This is a genomic window from Mycobacterium sp. (genome assembly GCF_965230835.1).
In the GTDB taxonomy this organism is placed as follows: domain Bacteria; phylum Actinomycetota; class Actinomycetes; order Mycobacteriales; family Mycobacteriaceae; genus Mycobacterium.
This window is the reverse complement of sequence record NZ_CBDDLW010000002.1, coordinates 2,993,186-3,019,131: the sequence shown is the minus strand read 5'-3', so window position 1 is coordinate 3,019,131 and position 25,946 is coordinate 2,993,186. Positions and strand designations below refer to the sequence as shown.

The 25,946-nt window shown below is 62.8% G+C and carries 29 protein-coding genes; 20 read left to right on the top strand and 9 right to left on the bottom strand.

All coding sequences use genetic code 11. The features are described 5' to 3' along the window. Positions 1 to 21: 21 nt before the first annotated feature. Positions 22 to 1,218 carry an N-methyl-L-tryptophan oxidase gene (solA, locus tag ACO07W_RS14345; protein ID WP_421846003.1) on the bottom strand — a complete coding sequence of 399 codons (1,197 nt, stop codon included), beginning with the start codon at positions 1,216 to 1,218 and terminating at the stop codon, positions 22 to 24. Positions 1,219 to 1,477: 259 nt separating this feature from the next. Further along, the gene (locus ACO07W_RS14340; protein ID WP_421844149.1) at positions 1,478 to 1,657 is read right to left on the bottom strand and encodes a hypothetical protein; all 180 of its coding nucleotides are present in this window, start codon (positions 1,655 to 1,657) and stop codon (positions 1,478 to 1,480) included. 377 nt (positions 1,658 to 2,034) lie between these two features. On the opposite strand from ACO07W_RS14340, the gene ACO07W_RS14335 reads away from it, so the two are divergent. The 6 genes from ACO07W_RS14335 to ACO07W_RS14310 all read left to right on the top strand — a co-directional run bounded on the left by ACO07W_RS14335 (position 2,035) and on the right by ACO07W_RS14310 (position 6,889). After that, a complete protein-coding gene (locus ACO07W_RS14335; RefSeq protein ID WP_421845748.1) occupies positions 2,035 to 3,261 on the top strand; it encodes an IS110 family transposase in 1,227 nt (408 codons plus the stop codon). Continuing rightward, the gene (locus ACO07W_RS14330; protein WP_421846002.1) at positions 3,192 to 4,175 is read left to right on the top strand and encodes a TIGR03617 family F420-dependent LLM class oxidoreductase; all 984 of its coding nucleotides are present in this window, start codon (positions 3,192 to 3,194) and stop codon (positions 4,173 to 4,175) included. The genes ACO07W_RS14335 and ACO07W_RS14330 overlap by 70 nt, the downstream gene beginning before the upstream one ends. A 503-nt stretch (positions 4,176 to 4,678) precedes the next feature. Further along, complete coding sequence (locus tag ACO07W_RS14325; RefSeq protein ID WP_421844147.1) at positions 4,679 to 5,491, top strand: TIGR04255 family protein; 813 nt, start codon at positions 4,679 to 4,681, stop codon at positions 5,489 to 5,491. A gap of 214 nt (positions 5,492 to 5,705) precedes the next feature. Further along, positions 5,706 to 6,206, top strand: a complete 501-nt coding sequence (locus ACO07W_RS14320) for a nucleoside deaminase (RefSeq protein ID WP_421844145.1) — start codon at positions 5,706 to 5,708, stop codon at positions 6,204 to 6,206. Between the two features lie 50 nt (positions 6,207 to 6,256). Further along, the gene (locus tag ACO07W_RS14315; RefSeq protein ID WP_421844143.1) at positions 6,257 to 6,637 is read left to right on the top strand and encodes an ArsR/SmtB family transcription factor; all 381 of its coding nucleotides are present in this window, start codon (positions 6,257 to 6,259) and stop codon (positions 6,635 to 6,637) included. A 48-nt stretch (positions 6,638 to 6,685) separates the two neighbouring features. Further along, positions 6,686 to 6,889 carry a zinc transporter Slc39a7 gene (locus tag ACO07W_RS14310; RefSeq protein WP_421844141.1) on the top strand — a complete coding sequence of 68 codons (204 nt, stop codon included), beginning with the start codon at positions 6,686 to 6,688 and terminating at the stop codon, positions 6,887 to 6,889. Positions 6,890 to 6,928: 39 nt separating this feature from the next. Here ACO07W_RS14310 and ACO07W_RS14305 read toward each other — a convergent pair whose 3' ends face one another. Continuing rightward, entirely contained in the window at positions 6,929 to 7,912 is a 984-nt protein-coding gene (locus ACO07W_RS14305) for an oxygenase MpaB family protein (RefSeq protein ID WP_421846001.1), read from the bottom strand. Between the two features lie 144 nt (positions 7,913 to 8,056). Between ACO07W_RS14305 and ACO07W_RS14300 the strand changes: the two genes are divergently transcribed. From ACO07W_RS14300 to phoU, 5 genes are all read left to right on the top strand, one after another. Then, a complete protein-coding gene (locus ACO07W_RS14300; protein ID WP_421845999.1) occupies positions 8,057 to 8,662 on the top strand; it encodes a TetR/AcrR family transcriptional regulator in 606 nt (201 codons plus the stop codon). Between the two features lie 196 nt (positions 8,663 to 8,858). Beyond that, the gene (locus tag ACO07W_RS14295; protein WP_421844139.1) at positions 8,859 to 9,881 is read left to right on the top strand and encodes an acyl-ACP desaturase; all 1,023 of its coding nucleotides are present in this window, start codon (positions 8,859 to 8,861) and stop codon (positions 9,879 to 9,881) included. A gap of 6 nt (positions 9,882 to 9,887) precedes the next feature. Continuing rightward, positions 9,888 to 11,021 (top strand): tRNA dihydrouridine synthase DusB, encoded by a 1,134-nt coding sequence (gene dusB / locus ACO07W_RS14290; protein ID WP_421844137.1) that lies wholly within the window; start codon positions 9,888 to 9,890, stop codon positions 11,019 to 11,021. A gap of 193 nt (positions 11,022 to 11,214) precedes the next feature. After that, positions 11,215 to 13,422, top strand: a complete 2,208-nt coding sequence (locus tag ACO07W_RS14285; protein WP_421844135.1) for an LCP family protein — start codon at positions 11,215 to 11,217, stop codon at positions 13,420 to 13,422. Positions 13,423 to 13,478: 56 nt separating this feature from the next. After that, entirely contained in the window at positions 13,479 to 14,138 is a 660-nt protein-coding gene (gene phoU / locus ACO07W_RS14280) for a phosphate signaling complex protein PhoU (RefSeq protein WP_421844133.1), read from the top strand. On the opposite strand, the gene pstB is transcribed toward phoU, so the two are convergent. From pstB to ACO07W_RS14260, 4 genes are all read right to left on the bottom strand, one after another. Further along, positions 14,135 to 14,911, bottom strand: coding sequence for a phosphate ABC transporter ATP-binding protein PstB (gene pstB / locus ACO07W_RS14275; protein WP_421844131.1), 777 nt, complete (start codon positions 14,909 to 14,911; stop codon positions 14,135 to 14,137). The genes phoU and pstB overlap by 4 nt on opposite strands. Before the next feature lie 61 nt (positions 14,912 to 14,972). Continuing rightward, the gene (gene pstS / locus ACO07W_RS14270) at positions 14,973 to 16,094 is read right to left on the bottom strand and encodes a phosphate ABC transporter substrate-binding protein PstS (RefSeq protein ID WP_421844129.1); all 1,122 of its coding nucleotides are present in this window, start codon (positions 16,092 to 16,094) and stop codon (positions 14,973 to 14,975) included. A 330-nt stretch (positions 16,095 to 16,424) separates the two neighbouring features. Further along, positions 16,425 to 17,384, bottom strand: coding sequence for a mycothiol synthase (gene mshD, locus ACO07W_RS14265; protein ID WP_421844127.1), 960 nt, complete (start codon positions 17,382 to 17,384; stop codon positions 16,425 to 16,427). Next, positions 17,381 to 18,145, bottom strand: coding sequence for a winged helix-turn-helix transcriptional regulator (locus ACO07W_RS14260; RefSeq protein ID WP_421844125.1), 765 nt, complete (start codon positions 18,143 to 18,145; stop codon positions 17,381 to 17,383). Before ACO07W_RS14260 ends, mshD begins: the two co-directional genes overlap by 4 nt. A 195-nt stretch (positions 18,146 to 18,340) precedes the next feature. Between ACO07W_RS14260 and lmeA the strand changes: the two genes are divergently transcribed. The 7 genes from lmeA (at position 18,341) to ACO07W_RS14225 (ending at position 22,060) form a co-directional block, all read left to right on the top strand. Continuing rightward, positions 18,341 to 19,153: a mannan chain length control protein LmeA gene (gene lmeA, locus ACO07W_RS14255; RefSeq protein WP_421844123.1), complete on the top strand. Its 813-nt coding sequence runs from the start codon at positions 18,341 to 18,343 to the stop codon at positions 19,151 to 19,153. Continuing rightward, a complete protein-coding gene (locus ACO07W_RS14250; RefSeq protein ID WP_421844121.1) occupies positions 19,150 to 19,581 on the top strand; it encodes a thioredoxin family protein in 432 nt (143 codons plus the stop codon). Before lmeA ends, ACO07W_RS14250 begins: the two co-directional genes overlap by 4 nt. Positions 19,582 to 19,631: 50 nt before the next feature. Further along, positions 19,632 to 19,700 (top strand): Ms5788A family Cys-rich leader peptide, encoded by a 69-nt coding sequence (locus ACO07W_RS14245; protein WP_421845998.1) that lies wholly within the window; start codon positions 19,632 to 19,634, stop codon positions 19,698 to 19,700. Positions 19,701 to 19,881: 181 nt separating this feature from the next. Beyond that, on the top strand, positions 19,882 to 20,145 hold the full coding sequence (locus ACO07W_RS14240) for a DUF4395 family protein (protein ID WP_421845997.1): 264 nt from the start codon (positions 19,882 to 19,884) through the stop codon (positions 20,143 to 20,145). Further along, positions 20,105 to 20,938: a sulfurtransferase gene (locus ACO07W_RS14235; RefSeq protein WP_421844119.1), complete on the top strand. Its 834-nt coding sequence runs from the start codon at positions 20,105 to 20,107 to the stop codon at positions 20,936 to 20,938. The genes ACO07W_RS14240 and ACO07W_RS14235 overlap by 41 nt, the downstream gene beginning before the upstream one ends. Before the next feature lies 1 nt (position 20,939). After that, positions 20,940 to 21,242 (top strand): DUF1416 domain-containing protein, encoded by a 303-nt coding sequence (locus ACO07W_RS14230; protein WP_421844117.1) that lies wholly within the window; start codon positions 20,940 to 20,942, stop codon positions 21,240 to 21,242. Positions 21,243 to 21,397: 155 nt separating this feature from the next. Then, positions 21,398 to 22,060: an FABP family protein gene (locus tag ACO07W_RS14225; protein ID WP_421845995.1), complete on the top strand. Its 663-nt coding sequence runs from the start codon at positions 21,398 to 21,400 to the stop codon at positions 22,058 to 22,060. 257 nt (positions 22,061 to 22,317) lie between these two features. Here ACO07W_RS14225 and ACO07W_RS14220 read toward each other — a convergent pair whose 3' ends face one another. Next, positions 22,318 to 23,208 (bottom strand): aminodeoxychorismate lyase, encoded by an 891-nt coding sequence (locus ACO07W_RS14220; protein WP_421844115.1) that lies wholly within the window; start codon positions 23,206 to 23,208, stop codon positions 22,318 to 22,320. Positions 23,209 to 23,284: 76 nt separating this feature from the next. Here ACO07W_RS14220 and ACO07W_RS14215 point away from each other — a divergent pair, with 76 nt between their 5' ends. Together ACO07W_RS14215 and ACO07W_RS14210 are read left to right on the top strand one after the other, a co-directional pair. Next, on the top strand, positions 23,285 to 24,388 hold the full coding sequence (locus tag ACO07W_RS14215) for a YgfZ/GcvT domain-containing protein (protein ID WP_421844113.1): 1,104 nt from the start codon (positions 23,285 to 23,287) through the stop codon (positions 24,386 to 24,388). A 148-nt stretch (positions 24,389 to 24,536) separates the two neighbouring features. Continuing rightward, a complete protein-coding gene (locus ACO07W_RS14210; RefSeq protein WP_421844111.1) occupies positions 24,537 to 24,731 on the top strand; it encodes a DUF3073 domain-containing protein in 195 nt (64 codons plus the stop codon). Between the two features lie 110 nt (positions 24,732 to 24,841). Here ACO07W_RS14210 and purM read toward each other — a convergent pair whose 3' ends face one another. Then, positions 24,842 to 25,936, bottom strand: coding sequence for a phosphoribosylformylglycinamidine cyclo-ligase (gene purM, locus ACO07W_RS14205; protein ID WP_421844109.1), 1,095 nt, complete (start codon positions 25,934 to 25,936; stop codon positions 24,842 to 24,844). Positions 25,937 to 25,946 lie beyond the last annotated feature (10 nt).

Genomic DNA, 25,946 nt, shown 5'->3' with positions numbered 1-25,946 from the left:
CGGACGACGCCGCGGGAAAGCTCATCCCGTTGCCTTACTGAGTGATCTGAAAATCGCGATCTCATGGGAGGTTTCACCTTCGCTGCTTAGGTCAGCAAGAATCTCACCGACCACGCTGGAGAACTTGAATCCTTTGCCAACGTCTCCGGCGAAGAAGGACACCTGGGGAGCTTCGGGCAGGGTATCGATAATGAACAATGCTCGCCACGATGTTTCAAAGTCCGGGCTCATGGCCGGTGGCGTGTTGGTCCATAGGCAGACATAGGTGGACAACGTCTTACCCGCCGCCTTGGGAAAGTATTTGGCCGTGGTCTCCCTCAGCAGCTCTACGTCCCGGCTGTCCGTTTCTCGGTTGACGCTATCCGGGTCAACACTTCCACCTAAATGGTTCATGCGGCCGATCTTGAAGCCGGGAACACCAACCTCGGGAAATCCGTAGTAATGGCCTTGCAGCGGACCTGAGTCAATCGCGAGGTTGAAGACGGGGAATCGCTGCGGAGTGTAGATGGCCGGCCGTTCGGTTTGAAACCAGGAAAGCACCTGCCGCTGGGGCAGGCACTGGCCTTTGAGCGACGGAAGAAGCGTGCTCACCCACGGTCCCGCCGTGATCACTAACGAGCCCGCCTCGTATGCCGACGTGTCGGTCCTTACCCGCACCCCTCCATCAGGTGTGGTGTCCCAGTCCAGCACGCACTCGTGGGTATGCAGCTCCGCGCCGTACCGTTGCGCTTGGAATCCGAATGCCTCGATGCACTTCTCTGGAAGCAGAAACCCTCCCTCGGGCTGATATACCCCAATCATTTCCGGGTGCAGGCCAAAGCCAGGAAATCGCCGCGACAGGCTCTGCCCATCGAGCACTTCGAAGTCGAAATTATTCACCCGGCAGGCCGTCTGACTACCGACCACCAGTGAATTGTCGGGTAGTCCCCAATCAACGACACCATTGCAATGCAGGAGCTGGTTCACCTTCTCGGACTCGAGTTCGAGGTCACGCCACAGCTCATAGGCACGGGTCGACAACGGAGCCATCGCGGGATCTTCTGAGTGAGTGCGTCGAATCAGGCGGGTATACCCAAAATGCGAACTCATGTTATTCGGCGAATCGAATCGCTCAATACCGAGAACGCGTTTACCCCTTTTCGCCAGCTGGTAGAGCGCAGCACTGCCCATCGCTCCCACCCCGACAACGATTGCATCATAAACTCTAGAGTTGGCCATTCGCGGTCCTCCGGTCCAATCCGAAACGGCGCCATGAATTTTCCGCAATACGGCCCACTGCTCTGTGATGCAGCCAAATAACAACGCAGAGTACTCATTACCCCCGCGGCAGCGGGGATGTTGGCGCATTGCCGCGAAGCATGCCACTCCCGCGGCTGCACCGCAGCGCGATCGCGTGGTCGCCGCACCGCGAAGCCACCCACCGGGCCGGATCACCCCACAGCCCACCCAGCGGGCCGGCTTCGGCCACACACATGGGCTAACGTGTCTCGTTGAGGTGGAGGATCAATCGCGCTGAGCCGCTGGGCACGGCATAGGGGGTTCTCGGACGTTGTTTGTGCACGTACAGCTCGACGGGCGACCCGATCATGCCGTCGAACGCGCACACGAACTGGCCGGTGCGGGCATCCGCGGCCTGTTCACGTTTGAGGGCCCACACGATGTGTTCCTAATCGTTTAGTAGGGATTGGTTACCGGTCCGGGTGTTGGTGACCGGGGCCTGTTTCTTGCGGGATCTGCCGTCAGGTGACGTCTGGTGTTCCCGTCGTTCGACGACTTGAGAAAGAGCGGCGCGTCTGGCGGCAGGTCTTGTCGGGTTGGTGGTGAGATTCCGTTGCCCGAGCCCGTCGCAGGGGTGACTTCCTGATGGTTGTTCTCGAGCCTTGAGCTCTTCGACAGAACGAAGTCCTGCGATGTGCTGGAGTCACGGACGGCTAGTGAGATGACGGACCTTGGAGTCCCGCGATTAGGGCGCCGCGTGAGTCCACCGGTAACGGCGCAACCATCCACCGACGAAAAAGTGAGGACGTCTTGGGCTTGTTTTGTGGAATCGACTGGGCTACTGAGCATCACGATGTTGCTGTGGTTGATGACGACGGGAGGGTGGTAGCCCGTGCACGGCTGGGCAATGATGCGGCCGGGTTCGCGCAGCTGTTGACGTTGCTGGCTGAGGCCGGTGACAGTGCCGCTGATCCGATACCAGTGGGGATGGAAACTGATCGTGGCCTGTGGGTGGCGGCGCTGCGAGAAACTGGCCGGGTGATTTATCCGATCAACCCGTTGGCGGCTTCGCGGTATCGGGCACGGTATGCGGTGTCGGGGGCCAAATCCGATGGTGCCGACGCGGTGCTGCTGGCCAATATTGTGCGCACCGACCCCGGCGCGCACCGCCCATTGCCCGCCGACACCGAGTTGGCCCAGGCGATCCGGGTGCTGGCCCGCGCTCAGCAAGACGCGGTATGGGCACGTCAACACATCGGCAACCAGATTCGCGATGTGCTCAAAGATTTCTACCCGGCGGCCATCACCGCGTTCGCCGACCTGCCCGAGGGCGGGCTGGCTCGTCGAGATGCGCGCACCATCTTGGCTGCTGCACCAACCCCCACCCAGGCGACCAAGCTGACCCCGGCCCGACTGCGCCGACTGCTGGCCAAGGCCGGCCGCCGCCGCCATCTCGACCGTGACATCGAACGGTTGCGGGAGGTGTTCACCGACACCTACCTGCACCAACCACCGGTCGTGGAGAACGCGATGGGTATCCAATTGGCAGGGCTGCTGGGTCAGTTCGAGGCTGCCTGCACCACTGCTGCTGATCTCGCCGAGGCGGCAACCGCCCATTTTGAGCAGCACCCGGACTCCACGATCATCACCAGCTTCCCCGGACTGGGGAACCTGGCCGGTGCCCGGGTACTCGCCGAGATCGGTGATGACCGCGCCCGCTTCACCGACGCCCGCGGACTGAAAGCATTCGCCGGAGCCGCGCCGATCACCCGCGCCAGCGGCAAGAAAACCCTCGTGTTGCACCGCCATATCAAGAACCGGCGCCTGGCCGCCGTGGGTCCCATCTGGGCTTTGGCATCGCTGCGCGCCTCGCCGGGCGCCCGTCGCCACTACGACACCCGCCGCGCCGCAGGAGACTGGAACCACCAAGCCCAACGACATCTGTTCAACAAATTCCTCGGCCAACTCCACCACTGCCTGCAAACCGGCCAGCACTACACCGAACATCTAGCCTTTCCACCTCCTCCCTCGCTCGTGGCTTGACTTTTAACTTCGTGAGATGTCTTCCTTTAGCGGCCGCCGCCACAACCAACGTCGAACTCATGACGAACGTCGCGATCGCCCTGCCCCGCAGCCCGATGCACCTGGCTCACATCGCCTACGATCTGCAGCTGCTTTCCCGTGGACGGTTCCGGCTCGGACTGGGCCCGCAAATCCGCCCCCATATCGAGAACCGCTACGGCGCTACCTGGAATCGGCCTGCCGCGCGGATGCGCGAGACCGTTCTGGCGATACGGGCGATCTTTGCCGCCTGGCAGCACAACGAGCGACTCGACTTCCGGGGCGAGTTCACCAAGCACACCCTGATGCCGCCGATGTTCAACCCGGGACCAAACCCGTACGGGATGCCCCCGATCTACCTGGGGGCGCTGGGGCCGGTCATGACGCGAACGGCCGCCGAGGTGGCCGACGGCCTGTTGGTGATGCCGTTCAATTCCGCTCGCCACTTCCACGATCGCACCTTGCCGGCGGTGCGGGCGGGTTTGGCTCGGGCGCAGCGCGACGAAGCCGATTTCGAGATTGTGCCCCAAGCGATCCTCGCCATGGGCCGCACCGAGCAGGAACAGGCCGCCGCGGCGGCCGGAGTGCGCATGCTGCTGGCGTTCTACGGGTCAACACCGGCCTACCGCCCCGTGCTTGACGTCGAGGGACGCGGCGAGCTGCAGCCGCGCCTCAACGCGTTGTCCAAAAAGGTGCAGATCGACGAAATGACCAAGCTCATCGACGATGACGTGTTGACCACACTCGCGATCTGCGGCACACCCGAGCAGTGCGCCGACGAGATTCGGCGCCGCTTTGGCGCGGTCGCGCAGCGTGTTTGTGTGTATTTTCCGGGCTACGACATTGCGATCGAACACATCCGCGCGCTGGTCGACGCCCTGAGCCCAAGCCGCTAGCCGTCCCCCGCGATGGTAACGGCAACGGCCAGTGACACAGCTTCGTCTTGCAAGGCAATGACTTCGGCGTCGCCGGGAACCTGCTTCGAGGCTTTGCAGTCTTGATCGGCACATGCGCCGTTGGTACAGCACAACAGTCCACCGACCCCGTGGTGCGGCGTTTGCGTTTTACGTCACCCGGATTTGTGTCCAACCGGTGTCCAAACGATGGCCGATGTGGCCAATCCATGATCCCTATGCACCCGCCTTGATACGGTTCACACGGCGAAACACAACACATGACGTCAGCTTTACCGCGGGCAATACGCCCGCAGTCGCCGGGCCGAGTCCTGCTGGGGCACACCAACGCCCACCGCCAGCCTGCTAACGCCCCACTACCGGACGCACCCGATGATCGGGCAGGTTACCGTCGAATTTCGACACGCTGCGAGCACAAGATACGACCGCTAATTCATAGCGCCAGTTAGCCATGCTTTCGCGACAGCTTCGCTATGCTTCCGAACATGCTTCCCGAAACTAATCAGGATGACGCCCAGCCCAACGCGCCCGTCGCCCTGGTGACAATGGAAGTCCGCCACCCGACCGCGGATGCGCTCAGCGAGACAGCAAGCCGAGAACTCAAACAGCTGCTCGCCGACGACCTGCCGATCGAACGCCAGGCGCAGGACACCAATTGGGGGGTAACGGCCCCTGGAGCGGCGCCGAGCCCGGTCACAAATCGATTCGTCCGCTACGTCAACCGCGACAACACCCTTGCCGCCTCCCTGAAAGACCAGGCGATCGTCGTCGAAACTACCGCCTACAGCAGTTTCGACGCTTTCTGTGAAGTGGTAATGCGGGTCGCGGATGCCCGCACCCGAGTCTCATCCATCGTCGGAGTCGAACGCATCGGCTTGCGATATGTTCTTGAGGTTCGCGTCCCAGCGGGAGTCGACGGCCGCATCGAGTGGAGCAATTGGATCGACGAGCAGCTCCTCGGGCCCCATCGCCTCACTCCTGGCGGGCTGCTCCTCACCGAATGGCAGGGCGCCGCCGTCTACCGAGAGGCCCAGCCAGGCAAATCGCTCATCGTGCGCTACGGCCCCGGAGTCGGCCAGGCGCTCGATCCGAATTACCATCTGCGCCGATCAACGCCTGCCCAAAATGGACCATTCTTTCTGATGGACATCGACAGCTTTTGGACTCCAACCGGATCCATTCCCGAATACAACCGCGATGCGCTGGTGTCAACATTTCAGAATCTGTACGGCCCGGCCCAGACGGTGTTTCAGGAAACGCTTACCGATCGCCTCAAAGAGGACCTTCTTCGCCAATAGCCCGGCAGTGTCGCGAAGCCTGCATCGAGCCACCACAAGTCCGCGTCGCCCGCTGGTGGCCGCTACCGGGCGCGCATAGCTGCGCCACCCACCCCTGGTCGCAAAATCCCCGCGGTCGAACGGGCAATTTTGCGCACCCCGGATTACCCTTCACATCATCTGGACTAGCGCCATCTGAAGCTGCCGGCGCCAGCGGACCGGAGGAACCAAACCGATGACCGACTTCGCGCAGCGAACAATTAACCTCGCCCGCCAAAACGTCACCGAGGGTGGTCGCCCCTTCGCGGCCGTCATCGTCAAGGCGGGCGAAGTTCTCGCCGAGAGCGCCAACAAAGTTGCCCAAACCAACGACCCCACCGCGCATGCCGAGATCCTCGCCATACGTGCGGCATGCATCAAGCTGGGCACCGAACATCTGGTCGGCACCATCATCTACACGCTGGCCCATCCGTGCCCGATGTGCCTGGGATCGCTCTACTACTGCTCACCCGACGAGGTCGTCTTTTTGACCTCGCGTGACGCCTACGAGCCGCACTACCTCGACGACCGCAAATACTTCGAGCTCTCAACGTTCTACGGCGAATTCACTAAATCCTGGGAACAGCGCCGCCTGCCGATGCGCTACCAGCCGCGAGAAGCCGCTGTCGACGTCTACCGGTTCTGGCAGGAATACAACGGCGGCCAGCGCAATGCGACGGTGGTTCCACCAGACTAAGCACCTCCGGTCTTGACCCCGCCGCGGCGCGCTCCAGCTATTATTTGCGTATGCACGCAGATAATGGGCCATTGCGGCTACCTGAGGACCAGGTCGGTCTCGTGGTCGAAGTTTTCCGGATGCTCGCCGACGCCACCCGCGTGCAGGTTCTGTGGTCGCTGACGAACCAAGAAATGTCGGTCAACGAACTCGCCGAGCATGTGGGCAAACCCGCGCCTTCGGTGTCGCAACATCTGGCGAAACTTCGAATGGCGCGGCTGGTAAGCACCCGCCGCGACGGAACCACGATCTTCTACAGCCTGGAAAACGAACACGTGCGCCAGCTCGTCGTCGATGCCGTCTACAACGCCGAGCACGCCGGGCCCGGAATCCCGCGTCACCACCGCGGCGACAAGCCGCAGGCAGTAGCTGACCCATCACGGGCCGGCTAAACCAATCCACGCGGAGCACAACATAATTCACACAAGGAGATAACCGCCATGACAACCGAGCACAGCCACGACGCACCGCACACCCACGAGCATCCACATGGCGGATCAGCTCATACGCACGCGCACACAACCCACGAACACGACCACGTCACGCATGAACACCAGCACGTGCACGCCGACGGCACCGAGCACAGCCACCGACACCTCCATCAGGTCGGCCTTGAACACATGCACAGTCACGCCCACGCGTAAGGCAGCACCCGCGGCCCCCAGCGACACAACGGCTTCGGGCTATACCTCGGGGCAGTAGTGCATCGGGTTGTCCCGCTCATCGAGCGGAGGCAGGTTGCGTGCCGGGGTCTGCACTAACGGGGCATCAGCAGGTATGCGCCCGGTTGCACGATCCCAGCCGGCACGAGCCCGCGGATGCTTCTGCATTCGGCGCGGAACAAACGCGAAAACGACGCGGACAATGTCGCCGAACCGTCGATGCAGCCATTCGTCGCGCCTCGACCACTGATAGCCCATCAGAGTCCGCACCGGTGGATCGTAGAGACCAACGGTCAGCCATACAAAGAATGGGCCCAGCAGTCTGCGTTGCGCCGCCCACAACCAATCCGGAATCCATTGGGCAAATGGCGGTTTCGGTAGTTCGCTCAGATCAAGCACCGCACGCGCCGCCGTGTTGCTCTCCAGCACGTTGCAACACATGTGATCCCAGTAGGCCTGGAATTCCTCCCACGACGCCGGCACCGGGCGCATACTCATCCCATACATGCGGTACCACTGAACGTGTTCATCAAACATCTGACGCTTCTGCGCCTCGGTCACGCCGCCGCAGAACCGCTCGGCTACGTGAAGTGCACCAACGAAGAAGGTGGCATGCGCCCAGTAGAAGACGTCGGGGTTCAACGCATGGTAACGCCGGCCAACAGCGTCGACACCCTTGATATCGACGTGATAGTCGCGCACTTCAGCGGCGGTGGTCGGGGCACGGTCGCCATCGAACACAACGCCGCCGATCGGGTACAACGACCGCAGCAGCCGGGGCCAGCGCTCCCTGAAGAACGTCGAGTAGTCCTCGACCGCCGCGCCCAGCTGGGGGTGCATGTTCTGCATCGATCCCGCCCACGGACCCTGCAGCATGCCCCGCCAGTCGCCGAAATACCGCCATGTCAATGAGTGCGGGCCCAACGGCAGCGGCGGCGCCGCATAGCCCAACGGCGACACCGGACAGCCCGCCGACACACCATCAGACCGACCGGCATCCGAAATCTCTTCGGCGGCCGCCGAAAACGACCCCAAACCCGCCGCGGAACTGGTAAGAGGATGAGGAGCGGATGTGTCTTGAGTCACAGGATATTCCTTGGCTTTGAAATTCTGACTACACACGCTGTCACTATGGAGTTTAGGAGCGATGTGCCCACCGGTCAAAGACGGGGCCGCTGGTCTGGTGTCCCCCTGGAGAGTCGCCTCGCCGTACGCCGCGAGAATCTGATAGCCGCAGGCGTGCGGCTGCTCGGCAGCGAAGACGGGCCGTCGCTGACGGTTCGGGCAGTCTGCCGGCAAGCCGAGCTGACCGAACGCTACTTCTACGAGAGCTTCGCCGACCGCGACCAGTTTGTCCGCGCGGTCTACGACGACGTCTGCGCGCAGGCAATGACAACCCTGACCGCCGCGCAAACGCCACGCGAAGCCGTCGAGCGATTCGTCGCGTTGATGGTCGACGACCCGGTGCGCGGACGTGTGCTCTTGCTGTCCCCCGAGGTAGAGCCGGTACTGACCCAGTCCGGTTCGGAATGGATGAGTGGCTTCATTGAATTGTTGCAGTGCAAGCTGTCGCGCATCGACGATCCGATTATGCAAAAGCTGGTAGCCACCAGCTTGATCGGTGCTCTTACCGCCCTGTTTACCGGCTACCTGAACGGGCAACTCGGAACTACCCGCCAGCAGCTCATCGACTACTGCGTCGACCTGCTGTTCAGCACAGCCGCAAGCCGGATGCCGTCCGGGCCACGCGATTGAACGTGCCCACCGCGGACTCATTGCACCCAATCTGAGCCCGCACAGCAAAGCCCCAAGAATCTCCGCGATAACCAGGCAAAATAAACCTTCCAGGCCGTCGGCGCGTCCAGCGCACCACGCCGGGCACCAGCTTGTTGATACCTCAGTACACAGATATATTGAATGCAACCCATCGACACAGATATCCGGAGGATCCATGCCAGCTGAGCCGACCGATCTGCAGCTGCTGCATGAGCTTGAACCGGTAGTCGAGAAGTACATGAACCGCCACCTGAACATGCACAAGAACTGGAATCCGCACGACTACATCCCGTGGTCAGACGGTAAAAACTACTACGCTCTCGGCGGGCAAGATTGGGAGCCCGAGCAAAGCCAGCTCTCCGACGTCGCCCAGGTGGCGATGGTCCAAAACCTGGTCACCGAAGACAATCTGCCGTCCTACCACCGCGAGATCGCGATGAACATGGGAATGGACGGCGCCTGGGGGCAGTGGGTCAACCGCTGGACCGCCGAGGAAAACCGGCATGGAATCGCGCTGCGCGACTACCTCGTGGTGACCCGCGCTGTCGACCCAGTCGAATTGGAGAAGCTTCGCATCGAGGTGGTCAACCGGGGCTTCAGCCCGGGCCAGAATCATCAGGGCGGGCTCTTCGCCGAGAGCTTGTTCGACTCGATCCTCTACGTCTCGTTTCAAGAGCTAGCCACCCGGGTCTCGCACCGCAACACCGGCAAAGCCTGCAACGACACGATCGCCGAACAGCTGATGTCTAAGATATCGGCCGACGAAAACCTGCACATGATCTTCTACCGGGACGTCAGCGAAGCCGGTATCGAACTGGCGCCCAACACGGCAATGAAATCGCTGCACAAGATCCTGCTGAATTTCCAGATGCCCGGTTTCCTGGTGCCCGAGTTCCGGCGCAAAGCGGTGATGATCGCTGTTGGCGGCGTCTACGACATCCGCATCCACCTCGATGACGTTGTCATGCCGGTGTTGAAGAAATGGCGAATTCTCGAGCGCGAAGACTTCACTGGCGAGGCCGCCCGGATGCGCGACGACATCGGTGCGCACATCGAGGAACTCGAGGCTGCCTGCGACAAGTTCGAGGTCTCCAAGCAACGCTATCTTGAGCGTGAAGCCAAGCGGTCCGAGAACAGTAAGAACACCGCCCGCAAAGTGCTCACCACCAAAGGGACGCTGAAAATGAGCGGCCGGTAGCAAGCGGTGCGCATCGGCCCGATCGAGCTCGCCAGCCCGGTTGTCTTGGCTCCGATGGCCGGCGTGACCAACGTCGCGTTCCGCACGCTATGTCGTGAAATCGAGCAGGCGAAGGTCGGCACGATCAGCGGACTGTACGTCTGCGAGATGGTGACCGCGCGGGCGCTCGTCGAGCGGCATCCGGTCACCATGCATATGACGACCTTCTCGCCAGACGAGTCGCCTCGTTCGTTGCAGCTCTACACCGTCGACCCTGACACCACATACGCTGCTGCCCGGATGGTCGCTCACGAAGGCATCGCCGATCACATCGACATGAATTTCGGCTGCCCGGTGCCCAAGGTGACCAGGCGCGGCGGCGGCGCGGCGTTGCCGTTCAAACGGCGGCTGTTCGGCCGCATCGTCGCCGCGGCGGTGCGCGCCACCGAAGGCACCGACATTCCGGTGACCGTTAAGTTCCGCGTCGGCATCGACGACGATCACCACACGCACCTCGACGCTGGCCGCATTGCTGAGGCCGAAGGCGCGGCCGCGGTCGCGTTGCACGCGCGCACCGCGGCACAGCGCTACTCCGGCACCGCCGACTGGGAGCAGATAGCCCAGCTCAAGCAGCACGTGACGACCATCCCGGTACTCGGCAACGGGGACATCTACGATGCCAGCGATGCACTGACGATGATGGCCACCACCGGATGCGACGGCGTTGTGGTCGGTCGCGGATGCCTAGGCCGGCCATGGCTTTTCGCCGAGTTGTCGGCCGCGTTCACCAACTGCGCGGCACCGACCGCGCCGACGCTCGGCGAGGTCGCCGACATCATTCGTCGGCATGGCCAGCTGCTCATCGCACACTTCGGCGGCGATAAGGGCATGCGCGATATCCGCAAACACATCGCCTGGTACCTACATGGCTTCCCGGCCGGATCTGAACTGCGGCGCGCACTGGCTCTGGTGAAGACTTTCGACGAGCTGGACTGCCTGCTCGACCAGTTGGACCGCTCAGTTCCGTTCCCGAAAGCCGCGACCGGCCCACGGGGTCGGCAAGGTTCACCTGCCCGGGTGGCACTTCCCGAGGGTTGGCTCGACGACCGCGACGACTGCCAGGTGCCGCACGGAGCAGACGTCATGCACTCTGGCGGATAGATCCGAACGACGGCAGTGGACAAATCGAGCGATGGCGGCGAAAACGAGACATTCTCGAAATCGCGCCGTCGCCAATAAGTCAGTACGATATGAAGCCTTGCCGGGTTTCACCCAGCAAACCCGCGGCGCGGCGCTGACCTGCGCGCACGGACGCCGCTGAGGTCCGCGCCAGACTTTCGGAGGCCAGTAGAACATGAGTGACGGCGGGGATGACGCCACTCCTGACCGCCGCAGCACACGCGGCGGTGGGCCCGACGACCAACGCGGTACCCCAAATCCGCCGCAGTCAGCCGCCGTGCCGTGGGAATGGTTCTCCGAAAAGCCGAACGAAGAAGACACCCGGCAATGGCCAGTGCAACCACCCATTGAAGATATTGAAGACACTGAAGATATTGAAGGCGAGGCACCCCGGTCCCCCAGTGCTCCTGAAGCCGGCGATTCAGAAACCGACGATGCAGAAACTGTGGGCTTACACATCAGCGGCACCGTCAGCGTCGCCGACCTGATCAGCAAACTGGGCACCCCCACGTCTACCCAGCCCGCTTCTCGTCATGGCGCGCCGGAAGACGAGCCTGACATGAACCGGCACGTCTCGGACGACACCGACGAACAAGACACCGATTCGATCAAGATCCCAACCCACGCACTCGAATTCCTCGCTGAGCTACCCGACCTGGGCACCGCGCACCGCCCCGGCGACCCGGATAGCGACGAAGACCACTCTGAGACCACGCCCGCCAGCAAGCTGCGGCGCTCGGCAGCACGGGTGGCGCCGGCGCGGATCCGCGCCACGGCGGTTCCCGCGCCCTCGACAGCCGAACGCAAGCCAAAGTCGCGACGCTCAATATTGCTGGCCGGGCGTTTGCTGGCAGCCCTGGTCGCGGCGCTGGCGTTGGCCGTGACCGGCGGAGCATGGCAATGGAGCACATCGAAAAACAACCGGTTGAACACCGTGAGCGCGCTAGATCCACATTCAGACGACATTGTCGACCCCGGCGGGCAGTACGGCGATGAGAACTTCTTGATCGTCGGCATGGACTCGCGTGCCGGCGCGAACGCCAACATCGGCGCCGGCGACGCGAGTGACGCCGGCGGGGCCCGTTCGGACAGCGTGATGCTGGTCAACATTCCGGCCAACCGCAAACGCGTTGTCGTGGTGTCGTTCCCCAGAGACCTGGCAACCACCCCAATCAAATGCGAAGCCTGGAACCCCGATACCGGCGAGTACGGCTCCCTCTACGACGAGCAGACGGGAACCTACAGCCCCAGAATGGTTTATACCGAAACCAAGCTGAACTCGTCGTTCGCCTTCGGCGGCCCGAAATGTCTGGTGAAGGAAATTCAGAAGCTGTCCGGCTTGAGCATCAACCGGTTCATCGCGGTGGATTTCGTCGGATTCGCAAAGATGGTCGAGGCCCTCGGCGGCGTCGAGGTGTGCAGCACCACCCCGCTGCGGGACTACGAACTGGGCACAGTGCTCGCACGCGCGGGACGGCAGGTCATCAACGGCGCAACAGCATTGGACTACGTCCGGGCTCGCCAGGTCACCACCGAGGTCAACGGCGACTACGGGCGCATCAAACGCCAGCAGTTGTTCTTGTCGTCACTGTTGCGCTCGCTGATCTCCGAGAACACATTGCTTAGCCCCAACAAGCTGAACAATGTGGTCAACATGTTCATCGGCGACAGCTATGTCGACAACATCAGAACCAAGGACCTGATCAAACTGGGGCGATCGCTGCAGGGCATTGCCGCTGGACACATCACTTTTGTCACCGTGCCAACAGGCGTGACCGACGAGAACGGCGACGAACCCCCGCGCAAGGCCGACATGAAGGCACTGTTTTCGGCGATCATCAACGATGATCCGCTGCCGCTGGAAAACGATGCAAACGCCCAGCGGCTCGGCAAGACACCGACCATCACAGCCACCACCACCGCCAAGACGCCTCAGGCCGACCTCACCACCGAGAATCAAACCCGTCAGGTAACCACAACCTCACCCCAAGACGTCACCGTGCAGGTCTCGAATGGGACCGGTACCACCGGTCTGGCCGCCTCGGCCGCTGAGCAACTAGAGCTAAACGGTTTCAACGTGAAAACGCCCGACGACTATCCGAGTTCGCTGCAGGCCACGACGGTGTTCTTTTCACCCGGCAACGAACACGCTGCCGCCACGGTCGCGTCGTCGTTCGCCACGTCAAAAGTCGCCCGAATCACCGGAATTGGCCACGTGGTTCAGGTGGTGCTCGGCCCAGACTTCGACTTTGGCTCGGTAAACGCTCCCCCGCCCAGCGGCTCCTCGGTCAACCTGCAGATAACCCGCGACTCAGACGGCACACCAGTCAAACTGCCAGAGGACCTGACGCTCACCAACGCCGCCGATACCACCTGTAAATGAGCGACCCTGCAGCGTGTATCGGGCCTTTCCGCTAGCAAGAACGTAGGCTTGATCACATGCGTACGGCCTACCATGAGCAGCTCACGGAATTGTCCGAGCGACTCGGCGAGATGTGCGGGCTGGCCGGAATCGCCATGGAGCGGGCAACCCAGGCTTTACTGCAAGCTGATCTGGTCCTCGCCGAACAGGTGATCTCCGACCACGAAAAGATAGCGACGCGCAGCGCCAACGCCGAGGAAAGCGCTTTTGTGCTGCTGGCCTTGCAGGCGCCAGTCGCCGGTGACCTCAGGGCCATCGTGAGCGCCATCCAGATGGTGGCCGATATCGACCGGATGGGCGCACTGGCCCTGCACGTCGCCAAGATTGCCCGTCGTCGGCATCCGCAGCACGCGTTGCCCGAAGAAGTCAACGGCTATTTTTCCGAGATGGGCAGGGTCGCAGTCGAGTTGGGCACTAGCGCGCAAGAAGTGGTGCTATCGCGCGACCCGGAGAAAGCGGCCAAGATTCACGAAGAAGACGACGCGATGGACGATTTGCATCGGCACTTGTTCAGTGTGCTGATGGATCGTGAATGGAAACACGGCGTGGCAGCCGCAGTCGACGTGACCTTGCTGGGCCGATTCTACGAACGCTTCGCCGATCACGCGGTTGAAGTGGCGCGCCGCGTCATCTTCCAAGCAACCGGTAGATTCCCCGACGACGAAACACCGACCTAGCCGAAGCGGCCGGAGATGTAGTCCTCGGTGGCCTTCTCGGTGGGGTTGGAGAAGACTTTTTCGGTGTCGTCGATCTCTACCAGGCGCCCCGGCTTACCAGCAGCTTCTAGGTTGAAGAACGCCGTCTGATCACTTACCCGAGCAGCCTGCTGCATGTTGTGGGTGACGATGACGATGGTGTACTGCTGCTTTAGCTCGCTGATCAGATCTTCGATCGCCATCGTCGAGATGGGGTCCAGCGCTGAGCATGGCTCGTCCATGAGCAGAACATCGGGCTGCACGGCGATGGCCCGTGCGATGCACAACCGTTGCTGCTGTCCCCCCGACAATCCGCCGCCAGGCTTGTCTAGCCGGTCTTTGACTTCATCCCAGAGGTTGGCGCCACGCAATGAATGTTCGGCGGTGTCATCGAGCACCTTGCGGTTGCGCACACCCTGAAGCTTGAGGCCGGCAACCACGTTGTTGCGAATCGACATCGCGGGAAACGGGTTCGGACGCTGGAACACCATCCCGATTGCCCGGCGCACACCTACCGGGTCGACGCCCGGGCTGTAGATGTTTTCGTCGTCGAGCAGCACGGTGCCTTCGACGCGGGCGCCGGGTATCACTTCATGCATCCGGTTCAGCGTGCGCAACACCGTCGTCTTGCCGCAGCCCGAAGCGCCGATGAACGCCGTGACGCTGCGCGGCAGCACTGACAGCGACACCTCGGCGACCGCGTGAAACGTCCCGTAGTAGATATTGACGTCCTTGAGGTCCAACCGCTTGGCCACTTAACGCTCCCGCCTAGGACTCTGCGATCCCGTCGATCCCGTCACATCGGTGGTCATTCTGTTACTCCATCGCGTCGATAGCGGTGACCAGGCGCTCTTTGACTTTATCCGGCACCGGAACGTAGCCGGCCGCCGAAAGACCGTTTTGACCTTCGTTGGCCGCGGTGATGAGGAAGGCCTTGATCGCCGCTGCGGTGTCCCGGTCGTATCCCTTCGAGCACACGATCTCATAGCTGGCCAGCACCAAGGGGTAAACGTCCGGTTCATGGATGCCATACACTCGGTCCAGCTCCAACACAAGGTCATTGCCGTTCGCCGCAAACGTAGCGTCCTCAACGGCGTTGCGGGCCGTTTCCTCGGTAAGCGCAACCACACCAGCGCCGGTATTGATCCGCGAGTAGGGAACACCGGCGCGATCAGCGAAGCCTTTCGCGACATAGCCGATGGCACCGGGTGTGGACTGCACCGCCTCGATCACGCCCGTCGACAATGGAGCGCCATCGCCGACGTTGCCGTGGAACTCACCACCCACGCCTTTGGTCCAGCTCTGCGGCGCGGCGGCGGTCAGGTACCGCTGAAAGTTGTCATTGGTTCCCGACGAATCTGTGCGATGGATGGGCGTAATCCTGGTGTCAGGTAAGGACACATCAGGATTGAGACTGCGCAGAATAGGGTCGTCCCACGTCTGGATCGCGCCGCTGAAAATCTTGGCCAGCGTGTCGGCATTAACAACCAGCGAACCAACGTCGGTCAGGTTGTACACCAATGCGATCGGCCCGAACACCATCGGCAGGTCCCAGGCGGCGTTTCCGTCGCAGCGTTTGGCCGCTGGGCTGATCTGAGCGGCGACAAGCGGCGAGTCCGATCCGGCGAAGTCGACATCACCGGCGATGAACTGTTCGCGACCAGCACCCGACCCGGTCGCGCTGTATGACACCTTCTTGCCCGGACACAGCGTTGCCCATGCCTTGTTGAACAATGCGACGGCTTCCTCTTGAGCGGTCGAGCCCTCGGCTTTCAGCTCATTGCGGCCCGCACATGCCGCCTGGCCAGCGGCCGCGCCAGCGATCGCCGTAGAGGAGCCACCCTTGATGCCACCACTGCCGCAGGCTGTGGCAACCCCAACGCATATCGCCGCTGTCGCCGCAATCGCGGTTAACCTACCCACCCTGTCGAGCCTCACCGAATCTCTCTTTCCGAACGCTTTGTCGACGGTTGCCGGCGCTGCGCGCGGTCTCCCGCAGGGCGATTGCGACGTCACAAGGAAATTATGCGCCGCGAACGGAAAACGCCAGTCCAACGGCGCTTGTCACTGCGGTAGACGATAGTCAAGACAAGTAGCCGCGCTCGGCTGCGACTCGTGTTTGTTGGCTAGCGAGTGGCACAAGTCATGCGGCGGCGGCCAAGCCGCGGCGCGGCGCTGCCGTTGGCGCAACCCCAAGGAAGTGACAGCAATCACATATGACTAGCGGTGGGTTGCTTGCTGATTTTGACTCGCGCGAGCCCGGGTCGGTCAGCTGGCGCTAGGGCGTGCGTAGGCGGTGTCCACGCTGAAGCTGGTGAAGCCCTGCCGCTGGTATGTGCGAACCGCCGCGACATTCTCCGCCTCCACGTACAGCATCACGGTGGGTTCAGCCGCGTCTGCACAATTGAGGCTGTCGGGTTTCCCTGAGCCGGCGAGCCGCCGCGCCAGCGAAGCGACACCCACTGCGGTCAACAGCTGCCCCAGACCTCGCCCCTGCGCCGACGGGTCGACGCCTACGACGTAAACCTCGCCCAAGGCGGCATGGTCTGGATGCACTTTCGTCCAGTGAAAACCCAGCAGCCGGTCGCTCTGCCCACCTGCCGAATCATCGAAAGCAAGGAAAAGGCCCGCCGGGTCGAACCACGGTTCACTGCGCCGCTCGACCAACTGGGCCGGCGTCCAGCCGCCTTGTTCGGGATGTTCGGCGAACGCGGCATTGTTGACCCGCAGCAGTTCGGCATCATCGGATGCGCCAGCATAGGTACGGATTCGCACCCCGTCAGGGATCTCCGGCTCGCCGATACCGCGCAGCGATCGGTGCATCTGGACCAGTTCTCGAACCGGTACCAGGCCCAGCGCGGACGCTGTCGCGCGCGCCGATTCCAGCGTGCCATGCGCCCAGAACTGGTTACTGCCGGCAGTCTTGGACAACGCTGCGCTGGCCAGCGCGGCGCCAACACCGCGTCGCCGGGCCTCCGGATGCACCACTAGTTCGGCCATCGCCGCCTCTCCATCGCGCGGGAGGCTGAGATTGAGATATCCAACGATCGCCGTGCCCGGCACCGAACCAGTGACCAGGAGGTGCTCGGTACGTTCGTGACCAAGCTCCCGCAGCACCTGTTCGCCTACGGGAGCGACTCCATCGAATCTGGTTGCCGCCGTTACGAGTTCATGTACGCCCTGTTGTTCGTCACCGGTCAGCACCGACCGCCAGTCAGCCCAGGTCACTGACTGTGCAACGGGTCAGGTAGTGGGTCTTGGAGGCCTTCGGGATCGGGCTCGGAGGCTTCCCGCTCGGCTTCAGCGGCCGAGGTTCGACCACGCGCCGGTCGAACCGCCTTGTAACCGACATTGCGCACCGTGCCAATCAACGCTTCATGCTCAGCGCCGAGCTTGGCTCGCAGTCGCCGTACGTGCACATCGACTGTCCGGGTGCCCCCGAAAAAGTCGTACCCCCACACTTCGTGCAGCAGCTGCGCGCGGGTGAATACCCGGCCAGCATGCTGGGCCAGGTACTTGAGCAGTTCGAACTCTTTGTAGGTGAGGTCAAGTGGGCGCCCCCGCAGCCGAGCGGTGTACGTCCCCTCGTCGATCACCAACTCGCCCAGACTCACCTTCCCCAAGCTCTCTTGGTCAGCCAGCCCGCCCCGCCGCCCAACCACCAAGCGCAGCCGGGCGTCGATCTCGGCGGGCCCGGTATCGGGCAACAGGATCTCGTCTAGCCCCCAGTCCGCGCTGACCGCAACCAGACCGCCTTCAGTGACCACCGCCACGACCGGCGCCGAACGGCCAGCTGTCGTCAACAGCCGACAAAGACCACGCGCGGACGACAGGTCGTGCCGCGCGTCGACGAGAACAGCGTCCGCGGATCCCGCCTCAAGCAATGAGGACGCCTCCGGCGGCGCCGTGCGTACAGTGTGGGGCAGCAGCGACAGCGACGGCAGGACCGGATCCGGGTACAGCTCCGTGGTCAGCAGTAGTAGCTCCAACGAGCCCCTCCAGCGTCGTAGGGCAAGGCATATCCCAAGTTCATCGCGTTATGAGACAATAGCGGCCAGCACACATAACGATAACTTGCCGCCTGATCTTTAGCGCGCGTTCAGGTTCAGGCATGGTTTGGTCGCGGTCCGGACAGCATGCAATGCGGTGGCTGCAACTCGGCCCGATGCCGCCTCAGTCACAATATGCGGATGCGCAAGGTGCTGATCGGTTCGGCCGCGGTCGCGCTCACTGTCGCCGTCATCGCCGTCGGTACCATCGGCGTCGACTTCGGTACCAGCATCTACGCCGAATACCGCCTCTCCGCCAACGTCCGGAAGGCGGCGAATCTGGGGTCGGATCCCTTCGTCGCGATCCTGGGATTTCCGTTCATCCCGCAAGCGCTCCGCGACCACTACGCCGAGTTGGAAATCAAGGCCCACGCCGTCGATCACGCGGTTGTGAGCAAGGCCACCCTCGAAGCAACCATGCATTCCATCGACCTGACCTACGCGTCCTGGCTGATCAGGCCCCACGCGAAACTCCCGGTTGGCAAATTGGAGAGCCGCATCATCATCGACTCGATGCACCTTGGCCGCTACCTGGGGATCAGCGACCTGATGGTTGACGCCCCGCCTGCGGAAACCAACGACGCCACCGGCGGCACCACCGAATCAGGCATATCCGGCTACCACGGGCTCGTCTTCAGCGGCACACCGGAATCGACTGGCTTCACTCGCCGGGTCAGCGTCTCAGTGGACTTGTCCATCGCCGACAACGACCCAGCCACAATGGTGGTCACCCCAACCGGCATTTTGACTGGACCCAACACCGCGAACCAACATGTGCCCGAAGAAAAGCGCGAAGCGGTGCTGCATGCCTTCAGCGGCGTACTCCATGACCAAGTACTTCCGTTCGGAGTGTTGCCGACCAGCCTGGGAGCACGCGGTTCGGATGTCATCATCGAGGGCATTACCAACGAGGTGACGATCTCTCTGGACGGCTTCAAACAGTCATGACGACAGCGCTCGTCGCGATGCTAGCCGCGGGCGCCGTGGCAACTATTGCCGGTTGGTTGCTCATCCGCCGTTCAAATCGTGTCCACAGCAGTGGGTCGCAGCCAGCGCCAAGTACCCACCCTGACCATCTCGACCTCGTGGACCTGGGCCTTTCCGGAAGCGGACCGACTGTCGTCCATTTCAGCGCACCCTGGTGCCGCCCCTGCGACCGAGTGCGTCACGTGGTCCATCAGGTGTGCGGCGACCTGGGCAACGTGGCCCACGTGGAGATCGACCTGGACGCCAATCCGCAGGCCGCGCGCCGATTTTCGGTGCTGTCGCTGCCAACGACGTTGATCTTCGATAGGCAGGGGCGGCAACGTTACCGAAGCTCTAGGATTCCCCGTCCGGTCGAGCTGCGGTCCGCGCTGAAGCCGCTGTTGGCTTGATCACCGCCCCATTCGGTAAGCTATCCGGCGTGGCAGCCCGCATCGAGCCCATGCTCACTAAGCGCCGCGCAGTTGATCTGTGCCGTACCGCGGGTTGTAGCTGTTGCTGTAGCTGCTGAGCAGCCGCGTAATTCCGCGAAGTGCTCGAAACAGCTTCGGAGCTCTGCCGTGGTGTGTCTCGCCGTGTGTCCGCGCAACAGGCTTACCTAGGAGTAATGGTGTCACGCAGTAACTCCCCCGCAGCACGCGATGGCGCGGATTTCGGCGGGCGTTGCCGCCTGAAATCCGCCAGCCGCCGCTATTCTGGGCTCGCAAGCCCTCGTCTTCGCGATATTCGCGATAATAGAAGCCCTCAGTGGACCGCGCAGGCATCCTTGCGACTTGGTGTTCGCGACGTTCGTGGCGCCCAAGCTGGGACAGGTCCAAGAGCAGGAACCGGCAGCGCTGCCGAAGTTCGCCCAGTTGGTTGGCTTCTTCTTGTTGCACACCACATTCGTCAGACGACATCGAAAGGATCCTCACTATGGCACGCTCCGACGTCCTAGTCTCGGCCGACTGGGCTGAGCGCAATCTCACCGCCGACAACATCGTCTTCGTCGAAGTGGACGAAGACACCAGCGCATATGACGATGATCACATCCCCGGCGCGGTGAAACTGGACTGGCGCACCGATCTGCAGGATCCGATCAAGCGCGACTTCGTCGACGCTCAGCAATTCTCCAAACTGCTGAGCGACCGCGGCATCTCCAACGAAGACACCGTGATCCTCTACGGCGGAAACAACAACTGGTTCGCCGCTTATGCGTACTGGTACTTCAAGCTGTACGGCCACGACCAGGTCAAGCTGCTCGACGGCGGCCGTAAGAAGTGGGAACTCGACGGCCGCTCGCTGTCCAGCGACACGGTAAGCAGGCCAGCGACCTCATACAGCGCGGCGCCACCAGACAACACGATCCGGGCGTTCCGCGACGAGGTTGTCGCCGCTATCAACGTCGCGAACTTGGTCGATGTGCGCTCACCGGATGAATTCTCCGGCAAAATCTTGGCACCGGCGCACCTACCGCAGGAGCAGAGCCAGCGACCCGGGCATATCCCGAGTGCGATCAACGTTCCTTGGAGCAAGGCCGCCAATGAAGACGGCACCTTCAAGTCCGATGAGGAGTTGGCCAAGCTGTATGCCGACGCGGGTCTAGACGGCGCCAAGGAGACGATTGCGTACTGCCGAATCGGGGAACGGTCTTCACACACCTGGTTCGTGCTTCGCGAATTGCTCGGACATCAAAACGTTAAAAACTACGACGGCAGTTGGACCGAATACGGCTCCCTGGTGGGCGCCCCGATCGAGTTGGGAAGCTGATATGTGCACAGCACCGAAGCAAGGCCTGACGTTGCCTGCCAGCGTCGACTTAGAAAAGGAAACGGTGATCACCGGTCGTGTGGTCGACGCCGACGGGCACGTTGTGGGCGGGGCGTTCGTGCGTTTGTTGGACTCGTCTGACGAGTTCACCGCAGAAGTCGTCGCGTCGGCCACCGGCGACTTCCGGTTCTTCGCCGCGCCGGGCTCCTGGACGCTGCGTGCGTTATCAAGAGCCGGCAACGGCGACGCCGTGGTGTCTCCGTCGGGCGCGGGCATCCACGAGGTCGACGTCAAGATCAGCTGACAGCCCCCGACAAGCTGTCTCTGTAGCCGCCACTGACGAGTAAAGGCGCATACACTCGTCCACGTGGTGCTGTTCTTCGAGATCATGCTGGTTGTGGCGGTCGTGGTCATCTCCTGGTTCACGCTGTACGCGCTGTACCGGCTCATCACCGACGAATCGTGACCCCAGACCAGAGATCTGACGACCCGGCAAGCTCCGGTGACCGCGCGGTCGCGGCCGCTGCGCAGCGCGCCAAAGCGACCTCGGCCCGCAACATCCCCGCCTTCGACGACCTACCGCTGCCCGCCGACACCGCCAACCTGCGCGAAGGCGCCAACCTGAACGACACCCTGCTGGCGTTGCTGCCCCTGGTGGGTGTGTGGCGCGGCGAAGGCGAAGGCCGCGGACCCGATAGCGACTACCGGTTCGGCCAGCAGATTGTGGTTTCACACAACGGCGGCGACTATCTCAATTGGGAAGCGAGGTCCTGGCGGCTCAACGACGACGGCAGCTATCAGGAGCCAAGCCTGCGCGAGACAGGCTTCTGGCGTTTCATCAGCGATCCGGACGACCCTACCGAATCCCAGGCGATCGAGTTGTTACTGGCGCATTCGGCCGGCTATGTCGAATTGTTTTATGGGCAGCCGCGCAACGCGTCCTCGTGGGAATTAGTCACCGACGCGCTAGCCCGGAGCAAGTCGGGGGTACTCGTCGGCGGGGCCAAACGCCTCTACGGAATCGTCGAGGGCGGCGATCTCGCCTACGTCGAGGAGCGGGTGGATGCTGACGGCGGGCTGGTGCCACATCTATCAGCGCGACTGTCGCGGTTCGCCGGATAGCGGCGGATCTACCCGCAGCCCCCCGACATGGAGCGGCCCCCGAGCGGCTTCCCGGTTGGACAGACCGGAAGCTCGAGGGCCGGGTGACTGCGGGGAATTAGCCAGCGCGTGTTGGCCGCTAGCTCTTCCGGGCCACAGCAGCTAGCGCGCAGCCACCTCACATGTCCATGAAGCTATCAATTTCGCGGACCACCTCCTCTCCTGTGTACGGCTGACCGTACCCCCGCTCAGGCTTTGCCACAACAGAATTAGCGGGCTTACCGGTCGCTGACGATAGCGGCGTCAACAAGCTCGGCGAAGGCAGCGGCGATCGGCGAACCCGGTAGGTGCTGACCGTCCAAAGTGTGTACGCGGGCAGCCAAAGTCATGCTCGATACTAGCCAGACGCCTTGTGCCTCAACGAGATCGGCGACTCGCAACGATCGGTAGTCACAGTCGTAGCCCTTTGCCCGTGCGATTTCGAAGAGCGCCTGCTGGGTGGTGCCGCGCAGGATTGGATACCACGGCGGTGGCGTCAGCAGGCACACGTTGCCGGCGTCTTCGCCCTCGGTGCCGCGGGCTATGACGACCGTCGACCGCGGGCCTTCGAGGACGTAGCCGTCCGAGCTGACGAAGATCACATCGCCGGCGCCCTGCCGAGCCGCGTGACGCAAGACGGCCATGTTGACCGCGTACGACAGTGTCTTGGCACCGGCCAGCAGCCAGGGCATTGAGTCGGCGCCGTTCGCTGGTAGCCCGCGATCCAGTGTGATGGCCGATACGCCTTTACGACGAACCTCAGCGACCCGATCGGGGACGGGGTTGACCATCGCATAGGCCGTCGGCGCCGAACCGTTCTCCCGACCTCGGCTATAGATCAATCGCAGCGCGCCGTCGGCTCCAGTACCCTTCGCCCAACGCTGCGCCGCCAGCTCAATCGCGTTCCGCCAGCTGCTCAGATCCGGCTCGGGCAGATCCATCAACTTGGCCGACTGGGTTAGCCGCTGCAGGTGCGGCTCGACGAGACACGCCCTGCCGTCGCGCAGGAGAAGCGTCTCAAAGACCCCGTCGCCGCGGACTGCGGCCAGATCATCGGCGGATAGCAGGGGTGCCCCCGGCTCGAGGATCTGACCGTCCAGGGTGACAACTACACCTGTCGGATCAGCCATGCCCCAGGAGCCTAGTTGTGAACGCAAGCGGGGCTGCGCCCGGCGCAGCGGGTCGCGCGGTCCGTAGAGTTGATCTGTGTCTGCTGTCCCCGCCCCAGATGCCGGACCCGACAAGGGCGCAGTCTGGCATTACGGTGATCCCTTGGGTGAGCAGCGGGCGGCAGAAACCGACGCCGTCATGGTGGACCGTTCGCACCGGGCCGTACTCACGCTAACCGGCGGCGACCGGCAGACCTGGCTACACAGCATCTCGACGCAGCACGTCAGTGAACTACCCGACGGCGCCAGCACGCAGAATCTCAGCCTCGACGGGCAGGGCCGTGTCGAAGATCACTGGATACAAACCGAGCTCCGCGGTACCACCTGCCTCGATACCGAGCCCTGGCGCGGCGAGCCGCTCCTGGCGTATCTGCGCAAGATGGTGTTCTGGTCGGATGTGGTACCCGACACCGCCGACATGGCGGTGTTCTCGCTGCTGGGGCCGCGGCTAGCCGACCAGCCGGTTCTCGATGCGCTGCGCCTGGATACCTTGCCGGCCGAGCTGACCGCAGTGCCGCTCGACGGCGGTGGCTTTGTGCGTCGGATGCCCGGCGCTGCCGCCGGCCAGGTCGAAGTCGACATGGTGATACCTCGTCGCGATTCGGCCCAGTGGCACCACCGTCTCACCGAAGCGGGGGTTCGGCCAGCTGGTGTGTGGGCCTACGAAGCCCACCGGGTGGCGGCTCTGCGACCACGGCTCGGCGTCGACACCGACGAACGCACCATTCCCCACGAAGTGGGTTGGATCGGTGGTCCCGGCGCAGGTGCGGTGCACCTGGATAAAGGCTGCTACCGGGGCCAAGAAACCGTCGCGCGGGTGCACAACCTGGGCAGGCCACCCCGAGCAATGGTGCTGCTGCACCTCGACAGCTCGGTGCAGCGGCCATCCCCAGGCGACGCGGTGCTGGCCGGCAGTCGTGCTGTGGGACGACTCGGAACAGTGATCGAGCACGTCGATCTTGGGACGGTGGCGCTGGCCTTGGTCAAGCGGGGGGTACCGGCCGACACCGACCTTGCAACAGGCCCACAAGCCGAGGTCGCGGCAACGATCGATGCGGAGTCTTTGCCGCCCGCCGACGAGGTGGGCGCTGGGCGGCTAGCGGTAGAACGGTTACGAGCCCGGCCGCCCGAAGACGACTGACAAACCCATGATGCTGTCCACCACGGCGGGCAGGGCGCGCCGGCAGTAAGCCATGCGGCACGGTAAACTATCAACAGGACAATGACACCAAGAGATCGGAGCCGCCTACTTGTTGGGCCGCTCCGTTATTGCGCGAGGGGGTTCCCCCATGGGCCGGGGCCGGGCTAAAGCTAAGCAGACCAAGGTTGCTCGAGAACTGAAATACAGCTCCCCGGAGACCGACTTCCAGCGGCTTCAGCGCGAGCTGTCGGGTACGGGGAAAAATGAATCCGACCAACTGGACGGCGACGACCGACCGTTGGCCGGTGACTCTTGGAATGACGCAGACGACTGGCGCCGCTGAGCGGGCACCTCGTCTCGGGTGAACTCACTGCGAATATGCGGACAATTTTTCGCAGTGTATGCGCACTGGGCGGGTAGCCCAGGTCTTCAGGGAAGAGCGTTACCTCTGTTTTAGAACCTGGGATGTTGCCCGACCAGTTTGGCCCTCGGGCGCTGCTTGCCGCCCTTACCCACCGTTCCCAAGACCCAGCAGGTCAAGTGTCGCGCGGTCAGTATCGCCAAGGCACGGTCGGTGTCTTCGGGAGCAACGATGGCGATCATGCCCACACCCATATTGAACGTCTTTTCCATCTCGGCACGTGCGACACGGCCGCGCTGCGCAATCATGGCGAACACCGGTGCCGGCGTCCAGGTACTGCGGTCGACCTCCGCTACCAAGCCATGCGGGATCACACGTTGCAGGTTTCCTGCCAGCCCCCCACCGGTGACGTGGCAGAACGTACGTACGCGAGTTTCAGCAGCTAGTGCCAGGCAATCTTTGGCGTAAATGCGAGTGGGCTCCAGCAGTTCTTCGCCCAACGTGCGGCCAAACTCCTCCACATAACCAGCCAGGTTCATCCGATCGATGTCCAGCAGCACCGCGCGCGCCAGCGAATACCCATTCGAGTGCAGCCCGGACGAGCCCAACGCGATGATGACATCGCCGGGTTTGACCCGATCTGGCCCCAGCACATCGTCAGCCTCGACCACTCCCACACCGGTGGCAGAAATGTCATAGTGATCCGGTTCGATCAGACCTGGGTGTTCGGCTGTCTCACCGCCCAGCAACGCACAACCCGCAATCTTGCACCCCTCGGCTATCCCGGCGACGATCGCGCTGAGCCGCTCTGGGACGATGCGGCCCAACGCGATGTAGTCCAGTAGGAACAGCGGCTCCGCGCCACACACGACCAGGTCGTCAACGACCATCGCAACCAAGTCAAGTCCGACCGTGTCGTGCTTGTCCATCGCCTGGGCAACAGCCAGCTTGGTGCCCACCCCGTCGCTGGATGCCGCCAACAACGGTTCACGGTAATCACCACGAAGCTCGAACAGTCCGGCAAACCCGCCTAGCTTGCTACGGACCTCAGGTCTGGTGGCCTTCGAGGCCAGTGGCTTGAATAGTTCAACAGCACGGTCACCGGCTTCAATGTCCACCCCCGCCGACGCGTAGGTGATGCCGCGGCTGCCAACGTGTGATCGGGGCCTTGCTCCGGGATCGGTCATCGCGATAAAG

What these genes read in the sequence shown, in the direction of transcription:
- ACO07W_RS14320 (WP_421844145.1), top strand. Translation starts at nt 5,706, where the DNA reads ATGACCGACTTCGCGCAGCGAACAATTAACCTCGCCCGCCAAAACGTC.
- ACO07W_RS14230 (WP_421844117.1), top strand. Translation starts at nt 20,940, where the DNA reads ATGTGCACAGCACCGAAGCAAGGCCTGACGTTGCCTGCCAGCGTCGAC.
- ACO07W_RS14220 (WP_421844115.1), bottom strand. Translation starts at nt 23,208, where the DNA reads ATGGCTGATCCGACAGGTGTAGTTGTCACCCTGGACGGTCAGATCCTC.
- ACO07W_RS14310 (WP_421844141.1), top strand. Translation starts at nt 6,686, where the DNA reads ATGACAACCGAGCACAGCCACGACGCACCGCACACCCACGAGCATCCA.
- phoU (WP_421844133.1), top strand. Translation starts at nt 13,479, where the DNA reads ATGCGTACGGCCTACCATGAGCAGCTCACGGAATTGTCCGAGCGACTC.
- ACO07W_RS14210 (WP_421844111.1), top strand. Translation starts at nt 24,537, where the DNA reads ATGGGCCGGGGCCGGGCTAAAGCTAAGCAGACCAAGGTTGCTCGAGAA.
- ACO07W_RS14250 (WP_421844121.1), top strand. Translation starts at nt 19,150, where the DNA reads ATGACGACAGCGCTCGTCGCGATGCTAGCCGCGGGCGCCGTGGCAACT.
- solA (WP_421846003.1), bottom strand. Translation starts at nt 1,218, where the DNA reads ATGGCCAACTCTAGAGTTTATGATGCAATCGTTGTCGGGGTGGGAGCG.
- purM (WP_421844109.1), bottom strand. Translation starts at nt 25,936, where the DNA reads ATGACCGATCCCGGAGCAAGGCCCCGATCACACGTTGGCAGCCGCGGC.
- ACO07W_RS14235 (WP_421844119.1), top strand. Translation starts at nt 20,105, where the DNA reads ATGGCACGCTCCGACGTCCTAGTCTCGGCCGACTGGGCTGAGCGCAAT.
- lmeA (WP_421844123.1), top strand. Translation starts at nt 18,341, where the DNA reads ATGCGGATGCGCAAGGTGCTGATCGGTTCGGCCGCGGTCGCGCTCACT.
- ACO07W_RS14315 (WP_421844143.1), top strand. Translation starts at nt 6,257, where the DNA reads ATGCACGCAGATAATGGGCCATTGCGGCTACCTGAGGACCAGGTCGGT.
- ACO07W_RS14325 (WP_421844147.1), top strand. Translation starts at nt 4,679, where the DNA reads ATGCTTCCCGAAACTAATCAGGATGACGCCCAGCCCAACGCGCCCGTC.
- ACO07W_RS14295 (WP_421844139.1), top strand. Translation starts at nt 8,859, where the DNA reads ATGCCAGCTGAGCCGACCGATCTGCAGCTGCTGCATGAGCTTGAACCG.
- ACO07W_RS14285 (WP_421844135.1), top strand. Translation starts at nt 11,215, where the DNA reads ATGAGTGACGGCGGGGATGACGCCACTCCTGACCGCCGCAGCACACGC.